The sequence below is a fragment of the Actinomycetospora sp. ABD4_176 genome, assembly GCF_056311855.1.
The window spans coordinates 5059117-5081425 of sequence record NZ_CM149974.1 but is presented as its reverse complement, the minus strand read 5'-3'; the positions used below and the strand labels follow the sequence as shown (position 1 = coordinate 5081425).

Annotated in this window: 25 protein-coding genes; 10 read left to right on the top strand and 15 right to left on the bottom strand. The window is 74.3% G+C overall.

Annotation, left to right across the window (positions count from 1 at the left end; genetic code table 11):
• Positions 1-245: 245 nt before the first annotated feature.
• Complete coding sequence (locus ACYX4T_RS24570; protein ID WP_476011835.1) at positions 246-767, top strand: hypothetical protein; 522 nt, start codon at positions 246-248, stop codon at positions 765-767.
• Between the two features lie 56 nt (positions 768-823).
• On the opposite strand, the gene ACYX4T_RS24565 is transcribed toward ACYX4T_RS24570, so the two are convergent.
• Positions 824-1381: a bifunctional nuclease family protein gene (locus tag ACYX4T_RS24565; RefSeq protein WP_476011834.1), complete on the bottom strand. Its 558-nt coding sequence runs from the start codon at positions 1379-1381 to the stop codon at positions 824-826.
• 193 nt (positions 1382-1574) lie between these two features.
• On the opposite strand from ACYX4T_RS24565, the gene ACYX4T_RS24560 reads away from it, so the two are divergent.
• Genes ACYX4T_RS24560 through ACYX4T_RS24550 form a run of 3 tightly spaced genes read left to right on the top strand, consistent with a single transcriptional unit; the run spans position 1575 to position 5241 of the window.
• Positions 1575-2078 (top strand): 2Fe-2S iron-sulfur cluster-binding protein, encoded by a 504-nt coding sequence (locus ACYX4T_RS24560; protein ID WP_476011833.1) that lies wholly within the window; start codon positions 1575-1577, stop codon positions 2076-2078.
• Positions 2075-3121: an FAD binding domain-containing protein gene (locus ACYX4T_RS24555; RefSeq protein WP_476011832.1), complete on the top strand. Its 1047-nt coding sequence runs from the start codon at positions 2075-2077 to the stop codon at positions 3119-3121. Before ACYX4T_RS24560 ends, ACYX4T_RS24555 begins: the two co-directional genes overlap by 4 nt.
• Positions 3118-5241, top strand: coding sequence for a xanthine dehydrogenase family protein molybdopterin-binding subunit (locus ACYX4T_RS24550; RefSeq protein WP_476011831.1), 2124 nt, complete (start codon positions 3118-3120; stop codon positions 5239-5241). The genes ACYX4T_RS24555 and ACYX4T_RS24550 overlap by 4 nt, the downstream gene beginning before the upstream one ends.
• 53 nt (positions 5242-5294) lie before the next feature.
• On the opposite strand, the gene ACYX4T_RS24545 is transcribed toward ACYX4T_RS24550, so the two are convergent.
• The 3 genes from ACYX4T_RS24545 to ACYX4T_RS24535 all read right to left on the bottom strand — a co-directional run bounded on the left by ACYX4T_RS24545 (position 5295) and on the right by ACYX4T_RS24535 (position 6958).
• On the bottom strand, positions 5295-5735 hold the full coding sequence (locus tag ACYX4T_RS24545) for a hypothetical protein (protein WP_476011830.1): 441 nt from the start codon (positions 5733-5735) through the stop codon (positions 5295-5297).
• Positions 5736-5835: 100 nt separating this feature from the next.
• Positions 5836-6696, bottom strand: a complete 861-nt coding sequence (locus ACYX4T_RS24540; protein ID WP_476011829.1) for an oxidoreductase — start codon at positions 6694-6696, stop codon at positions 5836-5838.
• 64 nt (positions 6697-6760) lie between these two features.
• Complete coding sequence (locus tag ACYX4T_RS24535; RefSeq protein WP_476011828.1) at positions 6761-6958, bottom strand: hypothetical protein; 198 nt, start codon at positions 6956-6958, stop codon at positions 6761-6763.
• 35 nt (positions 6959-6993) lie between these two features.
• Between ACYX4T_RS24535 and ACYX4T_RS24530 the strand changes: the two genes are divergently transcribed.
• Entirely contained in the window at positions 6994-7788 is a 795-nt protein-coding gene (locus tag ACYX4T_RS24530) for a class I SAM-dependent methyltransferase (RefSeq protein WP_476011827.1), read from the top strand.
• A gap of 77 nt (positions 7789-7865) precedes the next feature.
• Here ACYX4T_RS24530 and ACYX4T_RS24525 read toward each other — a convergent pair whose 3' ends face one another.
• The 5 genes from ACYX4T_RS24525 to ACYX4T_RS24505 form a co-directional block, all read right to left on the bottom strand.
• Positions 7866-8252 carry a hypothetical protein gene (locus ACYX4T_RS24525; protein ID WP_476011826.1) on the bottom strand — a complete coding sequence of 129 codons (387 nt, stop codon included), beginning with the start codon at positions 8250-8252 and terminating at the stop codon, positions 7866-7868.
• A gap of 33 nt (positions 8253-8285) precedes the next feature.
• Positions 8286-8795 (bottom strand): hypothetical protein, encoded by a 510-nt coding sequence (locus ACYX4T_RS24520; protein ID WP_476011825.1) that lies wholly within the window; start codon positions 8793-8795, stop codon positions 8286-8288.
• Between the two features lie 68 nt (positions 8796-8863).
• Positions 8864-9892: an alpha/beta fold hydrolase gene (locus ACYX4T_RS24515; RefSeq protein WP_476011824.1), complete on the bottom strand. Its 1029-nt coding sequence runs from the start codon at positions 9890-9892 to the stop codon at positions 8864-8866.
• 1 nt (position 9893) lies between these two features.
• Entirely contained in the window at positions 9894-11144 is a 1251-nt protein-coding gene (gene fmdA / locus ACYX4T_RS24510; RefSeq protein WP_476011823.1) for a formamidase, read from the bottom strand.
• 56 nt (positions 11145-11200) lie between these two features.
• Positions 11201-12268: a substrate-binding domain-containing protein gene (locus tag ACYX4T_RS24505; RefSeq protein WP_476011822.1), complete on the bottom strand. Its 1068-nt coding sequence runs from the start codon at positions 12266-12268 to the stop codon at positions 11201-11203.
• A 95-nt stretch (positions 12269-12363) separates the two neighbouring features.
• Here ACYX4T_RS24505 and ACYX4T_RS24500 point away from each other — a divergent pair, with 95 nt between their 5' ends.
• On the top strand, positions 12364-12786 hold the full coding sequence (locus ACYX4T_RS24500; protein ID WP_476011821.1) for a MarR family winged helix-turn-helix transcriptional regulator: 423 nt from the start codon (positions 12364-12366) through the stop codon (positions 12784-12786).
• 29 nt (positions 12787-12815) lie between these two features.
• Here the strand turns inward: ACYX4T_RS24500 and ACYX4T_RS24495 are convergent, their stop codons facing one another.
• Complete coding sequence (locus tag ACYX4T_RS24495; RefSeq protein WP_476011820.1) at positions 12816-13193, bottom strand: hypothetical protein; 378 nt, start codon at positions 13191-13193, stop codon at positions 12816-12818.
• 413 nt (positions 13194-13606) lie between these two features.
• Here ACYX4T_RS24495 and ACYX4T_RS24490 point away from each other — a divergent pair, with 413 nt between their 5' ends.
• From ACYX4T_RS24490 to ACYX4T_RS24475, 4 genes are all read left to right on the top strand, one after another.
• Complete coding sequence (locus tag ACYX4T_RS24490) at positions 13607-14356, top strand: sulfite exporter TauE/SafE family protein (RefSeq protein WP_476011819.1); 750 nt, start codon at positions 13607-13609, stop codon at positions 14354-14356.
• Complete coding sequence (locus ACYX4T_RS24485; RefSeq protein ID WP_476011818.1) at positions 14353-14952, top strand: hypothetical protein; 600 nt, start codon at positions 14353-14355, stop codon at positions 14950-14952. The genes ACYX4T_RS24490 and ACYX4T_RS24485 overlap by 4 nt, the downstream gene beginning before the upstream one ends.
• Before the next feature lie 38 nt (positions 14953-14990).
• On the top strand, positions 14991-17756 hold the full coding sequence (locus tag ACYX4T_RS24480) for a helix-turn-helix transcriptional regulator (RefSeq protein WP_476011817.1): 2766 nt from the start codon (positions 14991-14993) through the stop codon (positions 17754-17756).
• A gap of 73 nt (positions 17757-17829) precedes the next feature.
• Positions 17830-18228 carry a VOC family protein gene (locus ACYX4T_RS24475; RefSeq protein ID WP_476011816.1) on the top strand — a complete coding sequence of 133 codons (399 nt, stop codon included), beginning with the start codon at positions 17830-17832 and terminating at the stop codon, positions 18226-18228.
• A 150-nt stretch (positions 18229-18378) separates the two neighbouring features.
• Here ACYX4T_RS24475 and ACYX4T_RS24470 read toward each other — a convergent pair whose 3' ends face one another.
• The 5 genes from ACYX4T_RS24470 to ACYX4T_RS24450 form a co-directional block, all read right to left on the bottom strand.
• Positions 18379-18606, bottom strand: coding sequence for a hypothetical protein (locus ACYX4T_RS24470; protein WP_476011815.1), 228 nt, complete (start codon positions 18604-18606; stop codon positions 18379-18381).
• A 118-nt stretch (positions 18607-18724) separates the two neighbouring features.
• On the bottom strand, positions 18725-19591 hold the full coding sequence (locus tag ACYX4T_RS24465; RefSeq protein ID WP_476011814.1) for a hypothetical protein: 867 nt from the start codon (positions 19589-19591) through the stop codon (positions 18725-18727).
• Between the two features lie 29 nt (positions 19592-19620).
• Positions 19621-20550 (bottom strand): glycosyltransferase family 2 protein, encoded by a 930-nt coding sequence (locus ACYX4T_RS24460; RefSeq protein ID WP_476011813.1) that lies wholly within the window; start codon positions 20548-20550, stop codon positions 19621-19623.
• 125 nt (positions 20551-20675) lie between these two features.
• Positions 20676-21344 carry a LuxR C-terminal-related transcriptional regulator gene (locus ACYX4T_RS24455; protein ID WP_476011812.1) on the bottom strand — a complete coding sequence of 223 codons (669 nt, stop codon included), beginning with the start codon at positions 21342-21344 and terminating at the stop codon, positions 20676-20678.
• A 23-nt stretch (positions 21345-21367) separates the two neighbouring features.
• Entirely contained in the window at positions 21368-22027 is a 660-nt protein-coding gene (locus tag ACYX4T_RS24450; RefSeq protein ID WP_476011811.1) for a sensor histidine kinase, read from the bottom strand.
• Positions 22028-22309: the final 282 nt, after the last annotated feature.

The following is a 22309-nucleotide window of genomic DNA, read 5'->3' as shown; positions in this document are numbered from 1 at the left end:
CCGCGCGCCGCCGTCCCCGCCCCCTCGCCACCCACGCAGTGTCACCGGGACACGGACGGGTGACCAGACCTGATCTCGGCATCACCCGTTCGCCCGGCGTGTCGTTCCCCCGGGATCGATAGGGAGACGGTAAGGCGCACCCGGTCGAGATCGGTCACCCATGTGTGAGCTGCGTCCCACCGGCAACCCTCGACTACGCCGACAAGCCCAGCGCACGAGGAGCGCCGGGCCCACGGAGGTGCTCCATGGGACGCCACGACCGTCACGACACGACCAGCACGCCCGCCGCGCGGGGCGGGGGGCAGGACAGCAGGCAGGACAGCAGGCAGGACCGCTCGACCCCACGCCGGATCGCGCTCGCCGTCCGGCAGACGATCCCCGCGCCGCCGGCCCCGTTGCCGGGTGCCGACGCTACGACGCTGACTATCCGCCCGTTCGGCGCCGCCGGGCCGACGGTCGCGCCCGGACCCTCCCCGCACGTCGGCGGCGACGGCCTGATCCCGACGGCCGGCCCGCCCGCCCGGTTGAACCGTCGCGAGCGGCGGGCCGCGAAGCACGAGCAGGCCGAGCGGGACGCGCTCGCCGCGCGGCTGTCGCGCGCGCAGCGCCGCAACCGCCAGGTCGCGGCCTGGGGCACGCCGGCGGTGCCGGCCCCCCGGTCCCCCGACCCGTCGACCAGCGGCCCGTCCGCCGCCGACAGGCTCCGCGCCCGGCGCGCGGCACGGCCGCCGGGGGCCGACGTCTTCGTCCCGACCCAGCGGTCCTGAGCGGCGGTCCTGAGCGGGGCCGGTGGCGGGGCCCGAGGGTCCCGCCACCGGCGGCGCTACTCCTGGTCGGTGCGGAAGTCGTCCGGGGTCGCCTCGGACAGCGCGCGGCGCAGGGCCTCGACCTCGTCCTCGACGTCGGCGGTCGCCGCCGTCGTCCCGGCCTCGGTCTCGTCGGGCTCGTCCTCGGGACCGCCGACCGTCGCCACCGCGTTCGCGGGCAGCGCGGCCTCGCTGAGCACGTCCTCGGACACCTCGATCGTGCAGCCCTGGTGCACGGCGAGGGTGACCGCGTCGCTCGCCCGCGCCGACACCGACCGCGAGCCGCCGTCGGCCGTCGTGAGGTCGAGCTCGGCGTGGAACTGCCCGTCGACCAGCGCGGTCAGGCGCACGCCGACGAGCTGCGCACCGAACGCCTCGACGGCGTCGAGCAGCAGGCGGTGGGTCAGCGGGCGCGGCAGGGTCGCGGCGACCTCGGCCGCCGCGAGCGCCGTCGCCTCCGGCGCCCCGATCCAGATCGCGAGGTAGCGACGTCCCCCGCCCTGCTCACGCAGCAGGAGCACCGGGTCCTCGCTCCCCTGTTCCTGCCCCACACCGGCGACCTCGACCACAGCCATGCCACCACTATCCGCCCGCCCGCAGGCCGGCGTCGACCCGGCCATCGATCGGCCACGGCCGCGGCACGTCACGCGACGCCTCCCCCTCGGCGGTGTGGCGCCGGTCATACCCGCGAGCACCGCGGAAAGCTCCCGACTATCTACCTTCTCGCCGGAGCATAGTTCCGGATCGGGTCGGGGTACCCGTCCCCGCGTGCACGCTGATCTCTCGCTGACCGTCGACGGTCGCCACCACACGCTCACCGTCGACACCCGCACCACGGTGCTCGACGCGCTGCGCGAGCACCTCGCCGTCACCAGTCCCAAGAAGGGCTGCGACCACGGGCAGTGCGGTGCCTGCACCGTGCTGCTCGACGGCCGACGCACCCTGTCCTGCCTGTCGCTCGCCGTCGCCCACGACGGCGCCGAGGTCACCACCGCCGACGGCCTCGCGCCCGAGGGCGAGCTGCACCCGGTGGCGCAGGCGTTCCTCGACCACGACGCCTTCCAGTGCGGCTACTGCACGCCCGGCCAGATCTGCTCCGCGGTCGGGATGCTCGACGAGGCCGCCGCGGGCCACCCGAGCGTCGTCACCGACGACCTCACCGGGCCGGTCACGCTCGACCGCGCCGAGATCGCGGAGCGCCTCTCGGGCAACCTGTGCCGCTGCGGCGCGTACGCCCACATCGTCGACGCCGTGGAAGAGGTCGCCCGATGAGGCCCTTCGCCTACGAGCGCCCCGACGACGCGGCGGGCGCCGTCGCCACGGTCACCGCCGACCCGGACGCCGTCTTCCTCGCCGGCGGGACCAACCTCGTCGACCACCTCCGGCTCGGGCTGGCCGCGCCCGGCACGGTCGTCGACGTCACCGGGCTGACGTCGACGGAGATCACCGAGCTGCCCGACGGCACGCTGCGCGTGGGCGCCGGGGTCCGCAACGCCGACCTCGCCGCCGACGAGCGGGTGCGCACCCGCTACCCGGCGCTCGCGCAGGCCCTGCTAGCCGGGGCGTCGGGCCAGCTGCGCAACATGGCCACGACCGGCGGGAACCTGCTGCAGCGCACCCGGTGCGTCTACTTCCAGGACCTCACCACGCCCTGCAACAAGCGGGCGCCCGGGTCCGGCTGCTCGGCGCTCGACGGCTGGGCGCGCCACCACGCGATCCTCGGTGCCACCCACGAGCCGGCCGACGTCGCCTGCGTCGCCACCCACCCCTCGGACATGGCCGTCGCCCTGGTCGCGCTCGAGGCGCAGGTCCGGGTGCTCGGGACGGGCGGGGAGCGCACGATCCCGATCGGCGACCTGCACCGCCTGCCGGGCGACGACCCGTCGCGCGACACGGTGCTCGAGCACGGCGAGCTGATCACGGCGGTCGACCTGCCGCCGTCGCCGGTCGCCGCGCAGTCGACCTACCGCAAGGTGCGCGACCGCGCCTCGTACGCGTTCGCGCTCGTCTCGGTCGCCGCGGCGCTCGACGTCGCCGACGACGGCACGATCCGCGACGCCCGCGTCGCGCTCGGCGGCGTCGCCCACCGGCCCTGGCGGGCGACCGCGGCCGAGCAGGCCCTGGTGGGCGCGCCCGCCACCGAGGACACGTTCCGCGCCGCGGCGCGCGCCGAGCTCGTCGACGCCCGCCCCGTCGGGAGCCCGCGCGGCGGCACCGCGTTCAAGCTGCCGCTGGTCACGGCGACGCTGCTCGCGACGCTGCGCGATCTCACGGCGCGCACGGCTGCTGCGACGACGAGGGAGGACCCCGCATGACCTCCGCATCCCGCCCCTTCGTCCCGCGGGCCACCGGTCGGCCGATGACCCGCCCGGAGGGTCCGCAGAAGGTCCGGGGCACCGCCCCGTACACGATCGAGACCTCGGGCACCGACGCCCTGTACCTCTTCGCGGTCCAGGCCGGCGTCGCCCGCGGGCGCATCACCGCGATCGACACGAGCGCCGCCGAGGCGCTCGACGGCGTCGTCGCCGTGCTCACCCACGAGGACGCGCCGCGGCTGGCGCGCGAGGCCGACGCCGACCACGGCGTGCTGCAGTCGGCGACGATCCACCAGCACGGCCAGTACCTCGCCGCCGTGCTCGCCACCTCGTCGGAGACCGCGCGGGAGGCCGCGTCGCTGGTGACGGTGGACGTCGTCGAGGAGCCGCACGCGGCCGTCCTCGACGAGGACTCCCCCGACGTCTACGCCCCGGCGTCCCTCGTCGTCGGCGCGACCGACGACACCCGCGGGGACCCCGAGGCCGCCCTCGCGGACGCGGAGGTCGTGCTGCGGGCGACCTACCGGACGCCGATGGAGCACCACCAGGCGATGGAGCCCCACGCCACCGTCGCCCTGTGGGAGGACGGCGGGGAGGGCGAGCGGCTGGTGGTCCACGAGGCGACGCAGGCCGTGAGCTGGACCCGCCAGGCGCTCGCCACGGCGTTCGGGCTCGAGGAGTCGGCGGTCGAGGTGGTGTCCCAGCACGTCGGGGGCGGCTTCGGGTCCAAGGGCGGCACCCACCCGAACACGGTGCTCACCGCGCTCGCCGCCCGGGCCGTCCCGGGGCGGTCGGTGCGCTACGCGCTGACGCGCCAGCAGACGTTCGACCTGGTCGGGTACCGGCCGGCGACGATGCAGCACGTCGCGCTGGGCGCCGACCGCGACGGCCGGCTCACCGCGATCACCCACGACGCCGTCACCCAGGGCTCGCGCATCGGCGAGTTCGTCGAGCCGGCGGCCGCCTTCAGCCGCGGCATGTACGCGGCGCCGGCGCGGCGCACGACCCACCGGACGGTGCCGCTGGACATCGGCACGCCGACGTTCATGCGCGCGCCCGGGGAGGCGCCGGGCAGCTTCGCCGGCGAGTCGGCCATGGACGAGCTCGCGATCGAGCTCGGGATCGACCCGGTCGAGCTGCGCGTGCGCAACGAGCCCGAGGTCGACCCGGAGACCGGGCTGCCGTTCTCCAGCCGCAACCTCGTGGCCTGCCTGCGACGGGGCGCGGAGCGCTTCGGGTGGGCCGGGCGCGACCCGGCCCCGCGGGCCCGCCTGGTCGACGGCTGGTGGCACGGCACGGGGGTCGCCGCGGCGTCGTTCCCGGTCGTGCGCTTCCCCGGCTCCGAGGCGACGATCCGGGCGGTCGGGGGCGAGAACGGAGACGGCGACGGCCCGGTGCGCTACGCCGTCGAGATCGCCGCCGCCGAGATCGGTCAGGGCGCGCGGGCGGCGCTCACGGCGATCGCCGCGGACGCCCTCGACGTGCCCGTCGAACGGATCGACCTGCGCATCGGCGACACCGCGCTGGGCGCGGCCGGGCCGGCCGGCGGCTCGGCGGGGACGACGTCGTGGGGCGCGACGGTCGTCGAGGCGGCCGAGCGCTTCCGCGACAAGTACGGCGACGACCCCGACGACGGCGACGAGGCCGACGCGTCCACCCCGGACAACCCGTGGGCGTCGGACTACGCCATGCACGCCTACGGGGCGCACTTCGTCGAGGTGGCGGTGCACGCCGACACCGGCGAGATCCGCGTGCCGCGGATGCTGGGGGTGTTCGCGGCGGGCCGGATCGTCAACCCGCTCACCGCGCGGTCGCAGTTCCTCGGCGGCATGACCTGGGGGCTCTCGGCGGCCCTGCACGAGGAGAGCGTGCTCGACGACCGCTTCGGGCACGTGGTCAACCGGGACCTCGCCGGCTACCACGTCGCCACCAACGCCGACGTCGGCGCGGTCGAGGTGGAGTGGCTCGACGAGGACGACCCCTACGTCAACCCGATGGGCACCAAGGGCATCGGCGAGATCGGGATCGTCGGCGTCGCCGCCGCCATCGCCAACGCCGCCCACCACGCCACCGGCGTCCGCGTCCGCTCGCTCCCGATCACCCTGGACGCGTTCCTCTGACCGGCCTGTGTGAGCGATCTTCCCGGCTGTAGCTGGGAAGATTGCTCACATGGTCAGCGGGCCGAGGCGATGCCCGCGGCGAGGCGGGTCACGGCGGTGCGGGTCTCGGCGACGGCGGCGACGCACGCGCCGGGGTCGGGCGTGGTGCCCGCGACGCACCCCGCGCGCACGAAGCGCTCGTGACCCGCGCGCACCGCCGCCGCCGGGTCGGTGATCTCACGGTCGCCGGGACGCGCGCCCGCCGCCGCGTTCCCGACGTTCAGGACCTCCTCCTCCCAGCGCCCGCACAGCGGCCAGCGCCGGTCGACGTCGCGCGCGGTGTAGCAGGGGTCCTGCTGGACCAGCGCCAGCTTGGTGCGCGCGGCCTCGAGCGATCCGTCGGGCCGCGCGGGCGGCGCGGACGTGCCCTCGGTGTACGACGACGTGCAGCCGGCCAGGGCGAGCACGCCGACGAGCAGGCACAGCGCCAGCCCGGCCACGAGGCGTCCCGTCACCGCCACACGGTGTCAGGGGCGACGGGGCCTCGCCACCGGTGTGATCAACCAGTCCGTGCGGTCGGTGTCGATCTCCGTGGTGACCGCACGGGCTGGGTGATCAGGCCGACGCCGGGAAGTCGGTGTCGCGCCCGAGCGCCTCGACCTCGTCGAGCTCCGCCAGGCGCGCCGTCAGCGTCGCGCGGATGCTGTCGAACGCGCTCGGGCCCAGGGGCAGGCGCAGTGGCGGGTCGGCGAGGTCGGCGACCGCGACGACCACCTGCGCCGCCCGCTCCGGGTCGCCGGGCTGCGTGCCGTGGAGCGTTGCGAACTTCGCCCGCGACGCGTCGAGCACCGCCGCGTACGCCGCCATCGGCTCCGCGCGGGCGGGCGAGCGGCCGGCGAAGTCGGTGCGGAACGGGCCGGGCTCGATCATCGTGACCTTGATGCCCAGCGGCGCCACCTCCGCCGCGAGCCCCTCGGACATCCCCTCGAGCGCGAACTTGCTCGCCGAGTACGCCGACCCCCCGAGCGCCGAGCGCACCCCCGCGAGCGACGACATCTGGATCACGTGCCCCGACCCCTGCGCGCGCATCACCGGCAGCACCGCCCGGGTCACGGCGAACGCGCCGAACACGTTGACCTCGAACTGCGCGCGGATCTGGGCGTCGGTGAACTCCTCGAACGCCCCGCGGCTGCCGTACCCGGCGTTGTTGACGACGACGTCGATCCGCCCGAGCTCGGCGACCGCGCCGTCGACCGCGGCGCGCACCGAGTCCTCGTCGGTGACGTCCAGCGCCGCGACACGCACCCGGTCGGGGGCCTCGGCGGCGAGGTCGGCGACGTCCTCGAGCCGCCGGGCGGTGGCGACGACCCGGTCGCCGCGCGCGACCGCGGCCCGCGCGATCGCCCGCCCGAAGCCGCTGCTCGTCCCCGTGACGAGCCAGACCCGCCCGTCCTGCACTCCCTGCGGCGCCGACATCGCCGCCTCCTCCCGCTGCTCTCCCACCTGTCCCCGACGACGCCGAGTCTGCCCGCCGTCGCCCTCAGGACCCGCGCACGACCGCCGCCGCACCGAGCACCAGGGCCACCGACAGCAGGTCGGCGGTGGTGACCGCGTGGTTCTGCGACAGCACGAGGAGCGTGGGTCCCTCGACCCGCTTGTCCAGGTTGTTCACCGGCACCCAGGCCAGCGCCGCCGCCGTCATGAGTCCCGCCAGGGTCCACCGCCGCCGTCGCGTCACGGCGCGAGCGTGCCAGCCGGGCAGGATCGGTCGGTGTGGACCAGCGTGGCGACCGGGCGGGGACGGCGGGCGTCGTCGTCACGACGAGCAAGTCGCCCTCGGACGCGCTGCGCGCGGAGGCGCAGCGGCTCGCCGCGACGTGGGGGCTGCCCGTCGTCGAGCGGCGCCGTGGCTCGGTGGCGACAGCCCGGGGCGACGCCGCCACGGCGCTGGTGTGCACCACCGAGGGCCTGGTCGCGGAGTCGGCGTCCGGGCGGCTGGCGTTCCACCAGGGCACGGCGGCCAAGCGCCTGCGGGCCCTGCGCCACGGCGGCGCCGACCCGCTCCTGCGCGCGGGCGAGCTCCGCCCCGGCGACCGGGTGCTCGACACCACCCTCGGCCTCGGCCGCGACGCCCTCGTCGCCGCCTGGGCGCTGGGCCCCGAGGGCGAGGTGCTCGGCGTCGAGGCGGACCTCGTCCTGGCCGTCCTCGCCACCGAGGGCTTCGCCGGCGCCATCCCGCGCCCCGGCTCGGCACCGGTGCGCGTGCGCCACGACGACTCGCGTCGGGTGCTGACGGCGATGGCGACGGCGGGCGAGCGGGTCGACGTGGTGCTGCTCGACCCGATGTTCGCCGACCCCCGGTCCTCCGACCACGGCTTCGCCCTCGCCCGCGACCACACCGTGCCGACGCCGCTGACCCCGGAGTGGGTCGCGCTCGCGCGCACGGTGGCGCGCCGCTGGGTCGTCGTCACCGCCGAGCGCGCCCGCCCGTGGTTCACCGAGTCGGGGCTGGAACGCCTCGAGGGCACCCGCTCGGGCCGGTGGTTCCGCGCCCGCCCGGCCCCCTGACCCGCGAGCGATGCGGCATCGCTGGCGTCCACCGCCAGGATCGCCACATCCTCACCGGCACGACACGCCGAGCGAGGTCAGCGCCGCGGTGTCGGCGAGGGCGGTGACCGGCGGGGGCCGGCCTGCCGGGTGGGCGGGGCCGGTGGGGGCGGCGGCTGCGCGGGGCCCCCGAACGGCGTCGACTGCCAGCGGTCGTCGCCCGCCGGCCACCGCTCGGGCCGCCGGTCCTGACGCGGGTCCGGGTCCCGCCACGACGGCCAGGCGATCACCACGGCCATGGCGAGCATGACCAGGGACAGCAGGTCGGCCGTCGTCACCCCGTGCCGGCGGGAGAGCTCCAGCAGGACCTCGCCCTCGACGGGCTTGTTGATCCGGACCCAGATCACCGCGCCGACCACGAGCAGCCCCGCGAGGAGCAGACGCCGCGTCGAGAACACCATGACCGATAGACGTGCGCGGGCCACGGATCGTTCCCCGGGTGTTCACCGCGCCACTCGTCAGTGCTCCAGCACCAGCCGCAGCAGCAGCACGACCAGCCCCAGCACGCCGGCGCCGACCGCGCCCCGCAGCGCCCCGGTCCACCGCCGCCCCGCGCGCCACCCCGCGACCCCGCCGATCACGACGAGGAACGCGAGCCCCAGCCAGACGACGGCGTCGATCGCCGTCACGGGGTCGTAGAGCCCGCTGACTCCACCGACCACGACGACGAGCAGCGGGAGCACGCCGAGCAGCAGGAACTGCGCGGAGTGCCACCGGATGTGCCGCAGCTCCGCCCGCGTCGGCGGCGGCAGGTCGTCGCGGGCCCGGCGGGCGAGCGACTTCGCGAAGGCGTGGGCGGCGAAGGCCGCGATCAGCGGTCCGAGGACGACCTGCCCGGCGACGACGAAGTCCTCGATGCCGTCGTCGAGCGCCACCACCAGCACCGTCATGAGCACGACCGTGCCCTCGACACCGATCTCGACGTCGAGCCGCAGGGGGCCCCACCGGACGACGGGCATGTCGGTCACGGGGCGCATCCTCCCCGCGCGGCCCCGCGCGGAGGCGTCAGGTCACCGACCGGGTGATCAGGGGTCCATCACGGGTCCATCGCCAGGACGTCGCGCAGGCCGCGGTCGATGAACGCCGTGTCCTCGTCACACATCCCGCCGCCGGCGAAGTGCCCCCACACGCCGGGGATCACCCGCACCTCCCCGCGCGGGATGTGCTGCGCGGTCCACTGCTCGTCCTCCGGCGGGAAGTACAGGTCCTTCTCCGCGGGCATCGACAGCAGCGGGCAGCGGATCGAGTTCAGCGCGGCGACGGTGTCGCCGCCGAAGCCGGGCGTCTGCCCGACGTCGCCGTGGAACCAGGTCCAGGCCATGGCGAGCAGGTTGTTCGGGTCGCGCTCGTCGAGCCAGAACCCCTCCCAGAAGCCGACGAGGAAGTCCTCCAGCGACGAGGCGCCGAGGCGTCGCCACTCCTCCTGCCAGTAGAACGCCTGCGAGAACCCCCATCCCGCGTAGACGCGCGCGAAGGCGCGGATGCCCTTCTCGGGCAGCTCGCGGTACCACCCCTCGGCGAACGCGGCGTCGGCGCGCAGCGCGGCGGTGATCGACTCGAGGAAGACGCGGTTGTGGGGGCTGGTGACGCTCGACCCGCAGAACGGCGCGGCGCGCTGGACCATCTCGGGGTGGCTGACCGCCCACTGGTAGGTCTGCCCCGCCCCCATCGACCAGCCCGTCACGAGCCGCAGGCTCTCGATGCCGAAGTGCTCGGTGACGAGCTTGTGCTGGCACTCGACCTGGTCGTAGAAGGTGACGTGGGGGAACCGCGCGCGGTCGTAGGGCGGCGGGGTGTTGCTCGGCGACGAGGAGAGCCCGTTGCCGAGCATGTTGGGCACGATGATGAACAGCTCGTCGGGGTTCAGGGCCTTGTCGGTGCCGATGAGCCACTCGTTGTCGGTGTGCCGACCCGAGTACCAGGTCGGGTACACGACGGCGTTGCTCTTGTCGGCGTCGAGCGTGCCGTAGGTCTGGTAGGCGAGCTTCGCGTCGCGCAGCGTCAACCCGTCCTGGAGGACGACGTCGCCGAGCTCGAAGATCTGGTGGTCGGTGGGGATCGGCATGTCAGCCCGCCGTCGCGCACTGGCCGCGCTCGACGAAGGTCGGCCCGTCGCCGTTGGGGCGGATGTCGTCGTCGAAGATGCCCGTCGGTAGGTAGAGCGAGCAACAGGCGTTGGGGATGTCGACGATGCCGCTGACCCGACCCTCGATCGGCGCAGCGCACAGGATCAGGTACGCCTGCTCGCCGGTGTAGCCGAACTGCTTCAGGTACTCGATCGCGCTGAGGCAGGCGCGCTTGTAGGCGATCGTCGCGTTCATGTAGTGCTGGTCGCCGGCCTCGTCGACCGAGATGCCGATGAACGAGACGAACTCGGTGTAGCGCGGCTCGTGCCGTCCCGGCTGGAAGATCGGCATGTCGGCCTTGTACTTGTTCACCCCGTCCTTGACGAGGTCGACGTGGACGTCCACATAGCCGCCCATCTCCATCGCGCCGCAGAAGCTGATCTCGCCGTCGCCCTGGGCGAAGTGCAGGTCGCCGATCGAGAACTTCGCGCCCGGGACGTAGACGGGGTAGAAGACGCGCGAACCGATCGAGAGGTTCTTGATGTCGACGTTGCCGCCGTGCTCACGCGGGGGGACGGTGCGGGCGGCCTCGGCGGCGGCGCCGGAGAGGTCGGAGCCGGCCATGGTCCCGAGCAGCGCGTGCTGGGGCAGTGGCGGCAGCGCGAGCGGCGGCACCCGGTCCGGGTTCGTGTCGATGAGGGCCTGCTCGCGGCGGTTCCACGTGGCGAGCAGGTCCGCCGAGGGGGCGCACCCGGCGAGTCCCGCGTGCACGTTCGACGCTATCCGCACCCCGGGCAGGTGGCGCGACGTGGCGTACATGCCCTGGAAGTCCCAGATGACCTTGCCGGCGCGGGGGAAGTGGTCGGTGAGGAAGCCGCCCCCGTTGTTGATGTCGAAGATGCCGGTGTAGCCCCAGCCCTGCCCGGGCTCGTCGCCCACGGCCACCGTGCCGGACTGGGCGGGCCCGAGGTCGAGGTAGTCGACGACGAGCAGGTCGCCCGGCTCGGCGCCCTCGACGTGGATCGGCCCGGAGAGCATGTGGTTGTGGTCGAGGACCATGTCACGGATGTCGTTGGCCGAGTCGTCGTTGCGGACCTGGCCGTCCGTCCAGTCCTTGCACTCGATCCGGAACACGTCGCCGGGTCGGACGGAGGCGGCGGCGGGGATGTCGGGATGCCACCGGTTGTGCCCGGGGACCTCCTGGTCGCGCATCGACGTGGACTGGTCCACGCGGAACACGGTCTCGGGCATGAGCACTCCCCGGTATCGGAAACTTTCTCATATGAGAGTGCTCATGCGGCCACGCGTCAAGGGGTGACAGGCGGCAGCGCCGTGAGCACGTCGAAGTCGATCCCGTCGGCCACCGCGAGGTGCACCGTCTGCCGAACCGCCCGCCCGCGGAACTCGACGGTGCCGCGCGGGCCCTCCCACGCGGTGCCGTCGACGACGGCGTCCCACGCGGCGACCTCGTCGGTGGCCGCGCGCGTGGCCAGCGCGGCGAGGGCGTGCAGGCCCTCGTAGCAGCTCTCGGCGGCCGCGGAGAGGGCGGGCGCGCCCGCGCCGTGGCGGTGCAGGTAGTTGTCGAACAGGTCCATCGCGCCGGTCGTGGCCATCGAGCGGAAGTAGGACGCGGCGACGAACAGCTGCTCGGTGGCGTCGGGCCCGCTCGCGAGGAGCATGTTCTCCTCCATCAGTGGGCTGAAGCGCACGAGCCGATCGGCGAGCCCGCGGCGAGCGAACTCGCGGTTGACCTCGACGGCGTCCTGGCCGACGAGCAGCATCAGCACCCCGTCGCACACCGCTCGCTCCACGCGCTCCATGAGCCGGTCGAGGTCGACGGCGCCGAGCGTCACGAATGCCTCGTCGACGACGTCGAGCCCGAGCCGGTGAGCGAACCCGCGCACGGCCCGGGCCGACCGGTGCGGCCAGACGTAGTCGTCGCCGACGACGAACCAGCGCCGCACCCCGAGCTCGTCGCGCAGCCAGCGCAGCGCCGGGGCGATCTGCGCGTCCGGGGTCTCCCCACTGCAGAACACGCCCTCGCGGGACTCCCCGCCCTCGTAGAGGGAGGGGTAGGCGTACGGCACCCGACGTGCCAGTACGGGCGCGAGCGCCTGGCGCACCGAGGAGATGTGCCAGCCGCTGACCGCCTGCACCGTTCCGGCGTCGACGCGGCGCCCGACCTCCGCGGCGACGCGGGCCGGCTCGTCCCCGCCGTCCACGATCTCGACGACGACCTCACGCCCGAGGATGCCGCCGCGAGCGTTGAGCTCGTCGACCGCGAGCGCCGCGACCGCCTCGCACGACGGCGCGAACAGCCCGGCCGGCCCCCGCAAGGGGACGACCATGGCCACGCGCCACGCGTCGTGCGGCATGGATCTCCTGGATGCGTGCCCGGGCCGACGGAGCCCTTATCGTCACACCAGGCGCGGAATTCTCAAACGGGGACGACGACACGGAGGTGGCCCGGGTGGACGAGTCGCTGACCCTGGCGCTGGTCCGTGCGCTCGACGAGGTCACCCGGCGCGTCGAGGAGACCACCTCCGGCGAGGGACTGTCGCTGGAACAGTGGCTCGTGCTGCGCGGGCTCGCCGTCGACGGCGGCCAGGCCATGCGCGACCTCGTGGCCGCTACCCGGCTCAACGACTCGACGCTCACGCGCATCGTCGACCGCCTCGCCGCCCTCGGCCTCGTGTTCCGCGAGGCCGACCTCGTCGACCGCCGGCGGGTCCGGGTGTCGGTCAGCGATCGTGGCCGCACCCTGCACGACCGTCTGGCCCCCGCCGTCGAGGACGCCGAGCAGCAGTTGCTCCGGGACCTCGACGCCCCTGCCCTGGTCGACGCACTGAGCCGGCTGGGCCATGCCGGCCTCGGGATCCTCGCGCCTCCGTAGCGAAGCGCGGCCCGCCTCGGCGTCCGACCTCAGCCCATCCGCCACGTGCAGGGGCCCTCGAGCACGACCCCGGCGTCGGCGCGGATCACGCGCAGCGTCGTCGGCCCCTGGACCTCCCGCTCGGCGATGACGTCCTGCGGCCGCCCCGCGAAGCCGGAGACCCGCACGGTGGTGCAGGACGCGTCACCGACCGGGCCGGCGGTGACGTAGCGCCCGGCCGACATCTCGCCCGCGCCGTCGCCGACGACGTGGACCCCGGGCCGGTAGACGGGCAGGGGCGGCGCGGTCGTCGGGTAGGGCGTGTCGCTGCCGCCGGTGAACGCACCGATCCCGACCCCGAGGGCGACGCCACCGACGAGGGACGCCACGAGCACCAGCCCGATCGGCCACCGGCGTGGCCGGGCCACCCCCGGGGACTCCCGCGAGGGGTCCGCGGGAGGCGGCACCGGGTCCTCGGCCGGCGATTCCCGGGGCGTTGTGACCACCTGTGTGACGTCGTCGTCCGGGCTCCTCGGGATGGCCGGATCCGAGCGGCGCGCGGCCGGCCGCGGGGCTGCGACGTAGCGTCCCGACTCCGGGTCGAACACCGAACCCACGCGACTCCCTCCGCGTCGCCGCCACCGGCGGGGTGCGACGGGGAGAGGGCGCGTGACGGGCCCGCTCCCCAGCGGCCCTCCCGCGTGACCCTCTCCCCGGCCCCCCACGGACTATCGCGACGAGGGCGCCCGTGCGCTACGGCCTGGACCTTGCGATCGCCGTCAGCCCGATCTCACACCGGCCACACCCGGCGAGGGCGCGCGGGCGGTCCTACGGTCCCCGGGTGACGCTCTGGCACGCGGTGCTCATCGCCGTCGCCGGCGTGTGGGCGGGGACCATCAACACGGTGGTCGGGTCGGGCACGCTCGTCACGTTCCCCGTGCTCGTCGCGCTGGGCTACCCGCCGGTGACGGCGACGACATCGAACGCGATCGGCCTGGTCCCGGGCTCGATCACGGGCGCCTGGGGCTACCGCCACGAGATCACGGGAGCGCGCCGGCAGCTCGTGACGTGGTCGGTGTTCTCCGCCGTCGGGGCGGTCGGGGGCACGGCGCTGCTGCTCTCGCTGCCCGAGGACGCGTTCGAGACGATCGTCCCGTTCCTGGTCGGGGTCGCGCTGGTGCTCGTCGTGGTCCAGCCGATCCTCACCAAGCGGCTCGCCCGGACCCCGGCCGCGTCCCGCCGCACCTGGCCGCTCTACCCGCTGATCACCCTCGTCGGCGTCTACGGCGGGTACTTCACCGCCGCGCAGGGGATCCTGCTCGTCGGCGTCATGGGCCTGCTGCTCACCGAGCCCCTCCAGCGGCTCAACGGCTACAAGAACGTCCTCGCCGCGGTGGTCAACGTCGTCGCGGGCGCGGTCTACGCGGTCGTCGCGCCGATCAGCTGGCCGGTCGTGGCGATCCTGGCCGTCAGCTCGACGCTCGGCGGCCTGCTCGGCGCGAGGATCGGCCGGCGCCTGTCCCCCACGGTCCTGCGCGCGGTGATCGTCGTCGTGGGGCTCGTCGCGATCGTGCGGCTGGTGACGGAGTGAGGCTCGCCCGCGACCTCGGTCCCGTGCTGCGCCGCACCGTCGAGGACGGCGCCGCGCACGAGCCCGGCGTGCTCCCCGAGGACGCGCGCCGGGCCCTGCTCGCCGAGGTCGACGCCGAGAGCTACGCGCGGCTGCCCGCCGTCGAGGGTCCGCACGGCGTGCGCCAGGACGGCGAGTACCTCGTCCTGGCCGGCGAGGAGGTCGCCCGGCGGCCCGTCGTCGACGCCCTGCGGACCGCCCTGGTCGACGCTCTTTGCGCAGCGGGGCTCGACACCTGGTGGCCGGACGAGGTGACGATCCAGCGCTACGCGCCCGGCAGCGGCGGCATCTCCGCCCACCTCGACGGGCGGCGCCACCGCCACCTCGTCGCGATCGTCACCGCCGAGGGCTCGGCCGTGCTCCGGCAGTGCTCCGACCGCGCGGGCACCACGGTGCGGTCGTGGGACGCCGCCGCCGGCAGCCTCGTGCTGCTCCGCGGGCCGGGGCTCGCCGACGTCCAGGACGGCCGCCCGCTGCACGCCGTCGACGGCCCGCGCGCGGGGCGCCGGACGTCGGTGACCTTCCGCGCCACCGGACGGCAGAACCTATCCGTGTGACGCATCGACGACCAGGATGAGGCCCGGGAGGAGGTGCCGTGCCCGCCGAGCAGCCCGAGGTGATCGGTCGCGCCGACGAGCGCGCCGAGCTCGCCGCCGCCGTCGACCCGCAGCGCCGCGACGGCACGGTGACGGTCCTCGCCGGCGAGCCCGGCAGCGGGAAGTCGACGCTGCTCGACGAGGTCGCGGCGGCGTCGACGCGCCGGGTCCTGCGCACGGCCGGGGTCGAGGGCGACGCGGTGCTCCCGTTCGCCGCGGCCGCCGACCTGCTGCTCCCGCTGACGAAGCACGCCGACGGCCTGCCCGACGTGCAGCGGGAGGCGCTCGAGATCGCGCTCGCGCTGCGTGTCGGCGTCGTCGGCAGCCCCCTCGCGGTGTGCGCCGCCGCGCTGGCGACGCTCGCCGCCGCGGCCGACGACGAACCGCTGCTGCTGGTCGTCGACGACTTCCCGTGGATCGACGCGCCGTCCCAGCAGGTCCTGCTGTTCGTCGCGCGGCGCCTCGCGCGGGAGCGGATCGCGCTGCTGCTCTCGGTGCGCTCCGAGGTGCCCGTCGACCCCGCGGTGTGGCGGCTGCCGACGATCGAGCTCCCCCCGCTGACGCCCGACGAGAGCCGGGCGCTGGTGGCGGCGCTGCCGGTGCGGGCGTCGCCGCGGGTCGTGGAGACGATCGTCGAGCGGTGCGCGGGCAACCCGCTCGCCGTCGTCGAGATCGCGCGGGCCGCCGGCCCCGACCTCCTCGTCCCCGGCGACGCGGCGACGCCGTCGTTGCCGCCGGGCTCCGCGCTGGAGCGCACCTGGTCGGCGGCGGTCGATGCGCTGCCGCCCGCGAGCCGCACGGCGCTCGCAGTCCTCGCCTTCGGGCGCACGACGTCCCGCGAGCAGCTCGAACCCGTCTTCCGCGACCTCGGGATCGCCGACGACGACCTGCTTCCCGCCGAGCGCCGACGGCTCGTGACGCGCGATGGCGACGAGGCGGGCCTGCGCCACGGCCTGCTCCGCCCGCTGGTCGTGGCGCGCACCTCGCGCAGCCTCCGCCGCCGCGTGCTCGACGGCCTCGCCCGCCACGCCCCGCCCGACCTCGCGGTCTGGTACCTCGCCGAGGCCACCGAGCCGCCGGACGACGACCTCGCCGCCCGCCTCGTCGAGGCCGCGCACACCGCCCGGCAACGCGCGGGCCTGCTCGCCGCGGCGCGGACCTGGGCGCGCGCCGCCGACTTCACCGCCGACCCCGAGCTGCGCGCGAGCCGCCTGCTCGCCGCCGCCACCGACTCGTCGCTGTCGGGCGGCGCGGAGCAGGCGGTGCGGTGGTGCGAGGAGGCGCTCGCCGTCCACGACGACGTCCTGTTCGCCGCCGAGGTCGAGGTCGTCCGTGCCCGCTCGTTGACGTGGCTGGACCCGACCCGTGCGGTGGACCAGGCCCTGCGGACCGCCGACGCCGTGCGAGTCCGCGACACGCAGGCGGCGGTGCGCCTCTACGGCGAGGCCGTCATGCCGCTGACGATGCTGGCGCGGCTGCGCGACGCCGAGGCGGTGGCCGACCGCGCGCGGGCTCTCGACGACGGCGAGGACCTCGCGCCGCTGACCGAGGTCTGTCACACCTACGCGCTGGTCGGGCGGTGGGGCGAGGCGCGCGCCCTGCTCGACGGCTTCCTCGGGCGCGCCGACGACGCCGACCCGCTGTGGGACGGGCCCGTGCTCGCCGGCGGGGCCCAGTCCGCCGTGTACCTCGAGCGACCCGAGGACGGGCGCCGGCTCGTCGACCCCGTCGCGACCACCGCGCGCCGCGCCGGCGCCCCGCTGATCCTGGCCTACGCCCTCGGGGTGCGGGCCGAGATCGACTGGTGGGCCGGGCGCTGGCCGTACGCCTACGCCGACGCCAGCGAGGCCGTCGCCTGGGCCGACGAGCTCGGCCAGCCGCACAGCAAGGCGTTCGGCCTGACCCTCCTCGCCCGCCTCGAGGCCGCCCGCGGCGACGTCGCGACGAGCCGCGAGCACGCCGAGGAGGGGCTGCGCATCGCCGGCTCCCTCGGCGTCGCCAGCCTCCACGGCTACGCCGCGGCCGCCCTCGGTGCCGCGGCACTCGCCGTCGCCGACGTACCGACCGCGATGGCCCACCTCACGCGGGCCCGCACCCTCGTCGAGCGCCAGGGGTCCGTCTGCGACGTCGCCATCCCGTTCGCCGGCGACCTCGTCGACGCCACCGTCCGCACCGGCGACCGGGCCGCCGCCGAGGACGTCGTCGCCTGGGTCGCCGCGAACGCCGAGCGCACCGGATCGGCCTACGCCGAGGCGGTGGCGGCCCGTGGACGCGGCCTGCTCGCCGACGACCACGCCGAGGCCGAGCACTGGTTCGCCGCCGCGCACCGCGCCCACAGCCGCCTGGTCGCCCCCTACGAGCGCGCCCGGACGCTGCTCGCGCAGGCCGAGGTCCGCCGGCGCTGGCGACGTCCCGGCGCCGCCCGCCCGTTGCTGCTCGAGGCGGAGGGCGCGCTGACCGCGCTGGGTGCCCGCCCGTGGGTCGAGCGCGCCCGCACGGAGCTCGCCGCGACCGGGCACCGCGGCGCCGCGCCCGAGGCCGCGGGGGAGAACAGGCTCGAGTCGCTCACCCCGCAGGAGTTCCAGGTCGCGCGCGCCGTCGCCGAGGGGCTCTCCAACGTCGAGACCTCGTCGGCGCTCTTCGTCTCGCGCAAGACCGTCGAGGCCCACCTGACGCGGATCTACCGCAAGCTCGGCGTGCGCTCGCGGACCGAGCTGGCCGCGGAGTTCACGCGGCGTCGCGACGCGGGTGAGGGACCTCCCTAGTACCGGGTTCAACCGTCACCCGTCAGAGTGATCCACGAACACGATCGGTGATCGGGACGGGGAGGTGGAGACGGTGATCAGCACCGAACGGCCGCGCTTCGCCGGGTTCCACCACTACTCCCCGGCCATCACGGACGTCGACGCCAGCGCGGCCTGGTACGAGCGGGTGCTGGGTCTGACCCGGACGTCCGCGCCGTGCCCGGAGGACGAGGGACCGGAGACGGTCGTGCTGTCCGACCCGGAATCCGGCGTCGCGATCCAGCTGACGGCCCCGGCCCTCGGCCGGCGTCACAGCCACACGGCCTTCTCGGTGGCGAGCCGCTCGCAGCTCGACGCCTGGGCGACGTGGCTCGACGGCCTCGGGGTCGCGCACGGCGGTGTCGTCGACGTCGCCGAGCCGGAGCCCTACGCCTACCTCGTGTTCCGGGATCCGGACGACGTCCCCCTGGTGCTGGTGCACGTGGGGATGTGAGTCCAGCAGGCCGCGGAGCGCGGTGCACACGTCCGGGACGCGCGGGGGGCGCCGGACGGCGTGTCGCGGGGACGACGTCGGGGGGCGTCGGCACCGGCTCCGCGTCCCGGCTCCGGCGGCTCGGGGGGAGCCGCCGGAGCCGGGCGTGCCTCACCGGTCGGTCGGCGCCTGCCCGCGCGACCGGGGGTGAGCGGCCTCGTCGTGCCCGCCGCCACGGGGGGCGGGGACGTCGGGGTCCTCGTCCGGCTCGGGCAACCGGCGCCGCTCGGGCTCGTCGACGTGCGCCAGGACCCGCGCCACGACGAGCGCGATGACCAGGCCGACGACGAACCACAGCACGACGACGCCCAGCACCCACCACAGCGTCGACGTCGCCACGGTCCGCCCCCACGGCCGTCCGGGGCCGCTTCCCGACCCCTCCCCCGCCCGTCACCCCCCGTGACGAGTCGTGGCCCCATGTTGGGGCCTCTGAAGCTCGGGCAGGGCAGCGGTGGTGTCACGATGCGGTGACGCCCACGGCTTCGACGCGCGGTGGGGGGAGGAGGGCGCGGACGCGCGCCGTCAGAAAGCCCAGACCACCGGCGGCGAGGCCGAGAACAGAAGCAACGGAGCGGAACGGGTTGCCGTCGCGACCGACGAGGCCCCACAGTGCAACGGTCGGCACGATCCGAAGAGCGAAGCGGCGTTCCGGCGCCAACGAGACCGCGCTCCGCGATGTGTTGACCCATCGAGCCATCTCCGCCCCTTCCTCCCAGCAGCGCTGCCCAAACCATGCGAGCCCGACAGCATCTCCCCGTAGATCGCGCCGGACGACGGCTGTCGGGACGTAGACGAGCCTGCCGTGCGGCGCGACCGCGCGAAGCCGGGCAGCCAGCTCCACGTCGTGCGCTTGTCCGCCGAGACCGCTGAGCAGCCCTCCGGCCCGCGCCAGGAGCTCGCGGCGAAAGCTCGTGTTTCCTCCCAGTGTGTTCCGCACCTCGCTCGTCTCGACGGGCATCCCCACCCAGGAGCAGCCGAACAACCAGTTGAAGCACGCGGGGAACCACCGGGGCCGAGGCGCGATCCACCGGGGGAACACGGCGCCGCCGACGCCGACGACATCGTAGGTTGAGTACGGGCCGAGCAGCGCCTGGAGCCAGTCGTCGTCCGGGAGGAGGTCGTCCTCGAGGAGGACGACAACCTCGCCCGTATCGCGATCTGCTGCTTCGTTGCCGGAGTCCTCGTCGAGAGTGAGGACTTCCGCCGTTCCCAGCTCCTCGGAGGACTCGATGACGACGACCTCGTCGTTCGCGTCGAGCTGCCGGTCGAGCGCCGTGAGAAGAGCCTGCCGCGTCGTCGGAGATGTCCTCGGTCGCGGGGTCACCAGGACAGTGACGCGGGGACGCCCCCTGCTCAGCGCACGTCGCTGACGGCCGGCCACGTCGTCAGGCCCCCCGCCCGCGCCACCGGAACAGCACCGATCGAGTCCGAGCTCCCGCGCGCGGCGGCCGCAGCCGGGTTGACGAACGGGCCAGGCGCGCCATCGGGACTGCGCCAACGCGAGCGGTCGCCGACCAGCGACGCCGGACGCCGCCGAGCGAGGCGCCAGCGCTCGGAGAGGACGGTGGCAAGCACGCGGAGCCCGTCGCGGCCGGCGTCGAGATTGCTGACCCCGTGGATGCGGCACCGCTCTACGCTCGCCACCTCCCTCACGCGAGAACCCGATGCCGCCCGGATGTTGAGGAGGGTCTCGATCTCGAACCCGTCACCCCACGCACGGTCCGAGCCCGAGTCCATCTCCACCGGCGGAAGGTTCATGGTCGCGACGAGATGGCCCCAGAAGGCGTTGTAGCCGTAACAGAGATCGGTGAACGTCATGCCGAACAGCACATTGACGAGCGTCGTCAGCGCGCGGTTCCCCGCCGAGCGGAGGCGCGTGATGTCCTCACTGCCTCCGCCCGAGGCATATCGAGTTCCCTTGGCGAAGTCGGCCCCGCCGAGGAGCACCTCGACGAAACGTGGAATCTCCTTCGGATCGGCGGAACCGTCGGCGTCCAGAGTGACGATGATGTCGCCGGTCGCGGCAGCGAAGCCGCACACGAGGGCGTTGCCCTTCCCGCGACGGGTCTGCCTGATGATGTGTGCGTCCGGTCGAACCCGCCGCGCGACCTCCACCGTGGCGTCCACGGAGTGCCCGTCGACCACCACCACCTCGTACTCCTGCGGAATAGCGCCCAGCACGAAGGGGAGGTTGGCGGCTTCGTTGCGGGCCGGGATCACGACGGAGACCGACACGAGCGCCGACCTCGGCTCCCGAGTACGACTGGGCACGGTGTCGTCCACGGCTGCTCCTCGGGATCGTCTCGACGGCGCCTCTTCGGCGACGCTCTGTGTAGATCGATGAGCGTTCTACGGCCGAGCGGATGACACATCCTCAGGATTGAGGAACCGCCGTGAGCGAGCTGTGATCAGGGCCGGTCCGGGGTGTCCGGGTCAGCGGGCTCGCGCACCAGAGCGACGGCCTCCAGCTGTGAGCTGACCTCCAGCTTGCGCAGGATCGCCCGGATCTGGCTGCGCACCGTCGTCAGCGACGTGATGAACTCCTCCGCGATCGCGGCTGCGCGGCTACCGTCCGCGAGCCGGTCGAGCACCTGGCGTTCACGCACGGTCAGACGGCCGAGCCGCTCGTCACGAACCGCTCGTTGCCGCCGCGCCGCGCGGGCCATGGTGATCCATCGTTCCCGCTCCTCCGGGCTCATCAGCGGACGTCCCTGTGACACCATCCTGACCGCTTCGACCAGGTGCTCGAGCGGGTCTGCCTTATCCACGAACCCGACGACTCCCGCCTCGACCGCCACAGCAATTTCGATCTCTCGCGCGTTGCCGCTCACCGCCAGGACCTGCCAGCGGCGCGCCGACAACGGGCGCACGAGGTCTGTGCCCCGGCGACGCTCTCCCCGTGACCCCCGCCCGAGATCGAGGTCGAGCAGAGCGACCGCGGGCGGGATCGCGTCGGTCGCAGCTCCCAGGATGTCATCGGGATCGCCGACCGGAGCCCGTCGCGCGTGGAAACCGCTGCGGCGGAAGACGGCGACCAGCGCCGAGCTGAGGACCTCGTGATCATCGATCACCAGCACGGTCGTCGTGGGAAGTGACGTGGTCACGGCGCCGTGGCCGTACGAAGGCAGATCACCGCCGACCAGCCTCGGGCGTCGGGCCGAGGCTCGAGATCGATGGTTCCGCGCTCGCCGGCGAGGAGGCGCCGGGAGAAGGCGAGGCCGACACCGACACCCGGGCATCGCGGCGAGCGGGGATGAGGGATCGCGGGACCGTCGTCCTCGACCTGGATCTTCGTGCCCTGATCGGTGACCTTCGCCCGGACGACGATGGCCGACGCGGGCGCATGACGGACACAGTTGAGGAGGACGTTCACCATCGCGTGACGAAACGCATTGGGATCACCGACGACAGGGAGCGACGACGAGATGTCGACGTGCACGGGGACCCCGCACGTGTACATCGAGACGATGTCGTCGATCACCGGCACCACGTCGTAGACGACGTCGTGAAACGGGCGCTCCGTCGACTCCGCTGTCAGACGTCGCATCCGCTCGATCTCGTCGCCCACGATGCGCAGAAGACGGTCACGTTCGATCTTGTCCTCCACGTGCCCAAGAAGATCGACGACGGCACTGAGACCGAGGAGGATGTTCGACAGCTCGTGGCCGCGGACCCGCTCGGTCTGCGGATGCGCGCGCGGAGAAAGCTCCATAGACCTGAATCGATCCGGCAGGCACCACGTCAGCGAGTCGCGCCACACAAACGATCCCCTCGATGTCGGCATGCTTCCCCCCCGAACGAGCGAACCCCATGCCGCCGATTCGTTCAGATTCAACACTAGCAGCCACCGGGTGGCGCACAAGCAGCCCGAATGCCGGACCCTATCCGGGTGACGCGGCGTACTCAGAGTCACAGGTATCGCTCCGTCGCACTACCGCCACTGTCCGTCGTGCAACGGCTCGACTCGCTCTCGAGGAAAGCGATCTCCGGGCGACCTGAACGACCTGCGGAAGGAATGGGCCGTCAATCCCGGGGACGGAGA

What these genes read in the sequence shown, in the direction of transcription:
- ACYX4T_RS24570 (WP_476011835.1), top strand. Translation starts at nt 246, where the DNA reads ATGGGACGCCACGACCGTCACGACACGACCAGCACGCCCGCCGCGCGG.
- ACYX4T_RS24565 (WP_476011834.1), bottom strand. Translation starts at nt 1,381, where the DNA reads ATGGCTGTGGTCGAGGTCGCCGGTGTGGGGCAGGAACAGGGGAGCGAG.
- ACYX4T_RS24555 (WP_476011832.1), top strand. Translation starts at nt 2,075, where the DNA reads ATGAGGCCCTTCGCCTACGAGCGCCCCGACGACGCGGCGGGCGCCGTC.
- ACYX4T_RS24550 (WP_476011831.1), top strand. Translation starts at nt 3,118, where the DNA reads ATGACCTCCGCATCCCGCCCCTTCGTCCCGCGGGCCACCGGTCGGCCG.
- ACYX4T_RS24540 (WP_476011829.1), bottom strand. Translation starts at nt 6,696, where the DNA reads ATGTCGGCGCCGCAGGGAGTGCAGGACGGGCGGGTCTGGCTCGTCACG.
- ACYX4T_RS24515 (WP_476011824.1), bottom strand. Translation starts at nt 9,892, where the DNA reads ATGCCGATCCCCACCGACCACCAGATCTTCGAGCTCGGCGACGTCGTC.
- fmdA (WP_476011823.1), bottom strand. Translation starts at nt 11,144, where the DNA reads ATGCCCGAGACCGTGTTCCGCGTGGACCAGTCCACGTCGATGCGCGAC.
- ACYX4T_RS24505 (WP_476011822.1), bottom strand. Translation starts at nt 12,268, where the DNA reads ATGCCGCACGACGCGTGGCGCGTGGCCATGGTCGTCCCCTTGCGGGGG.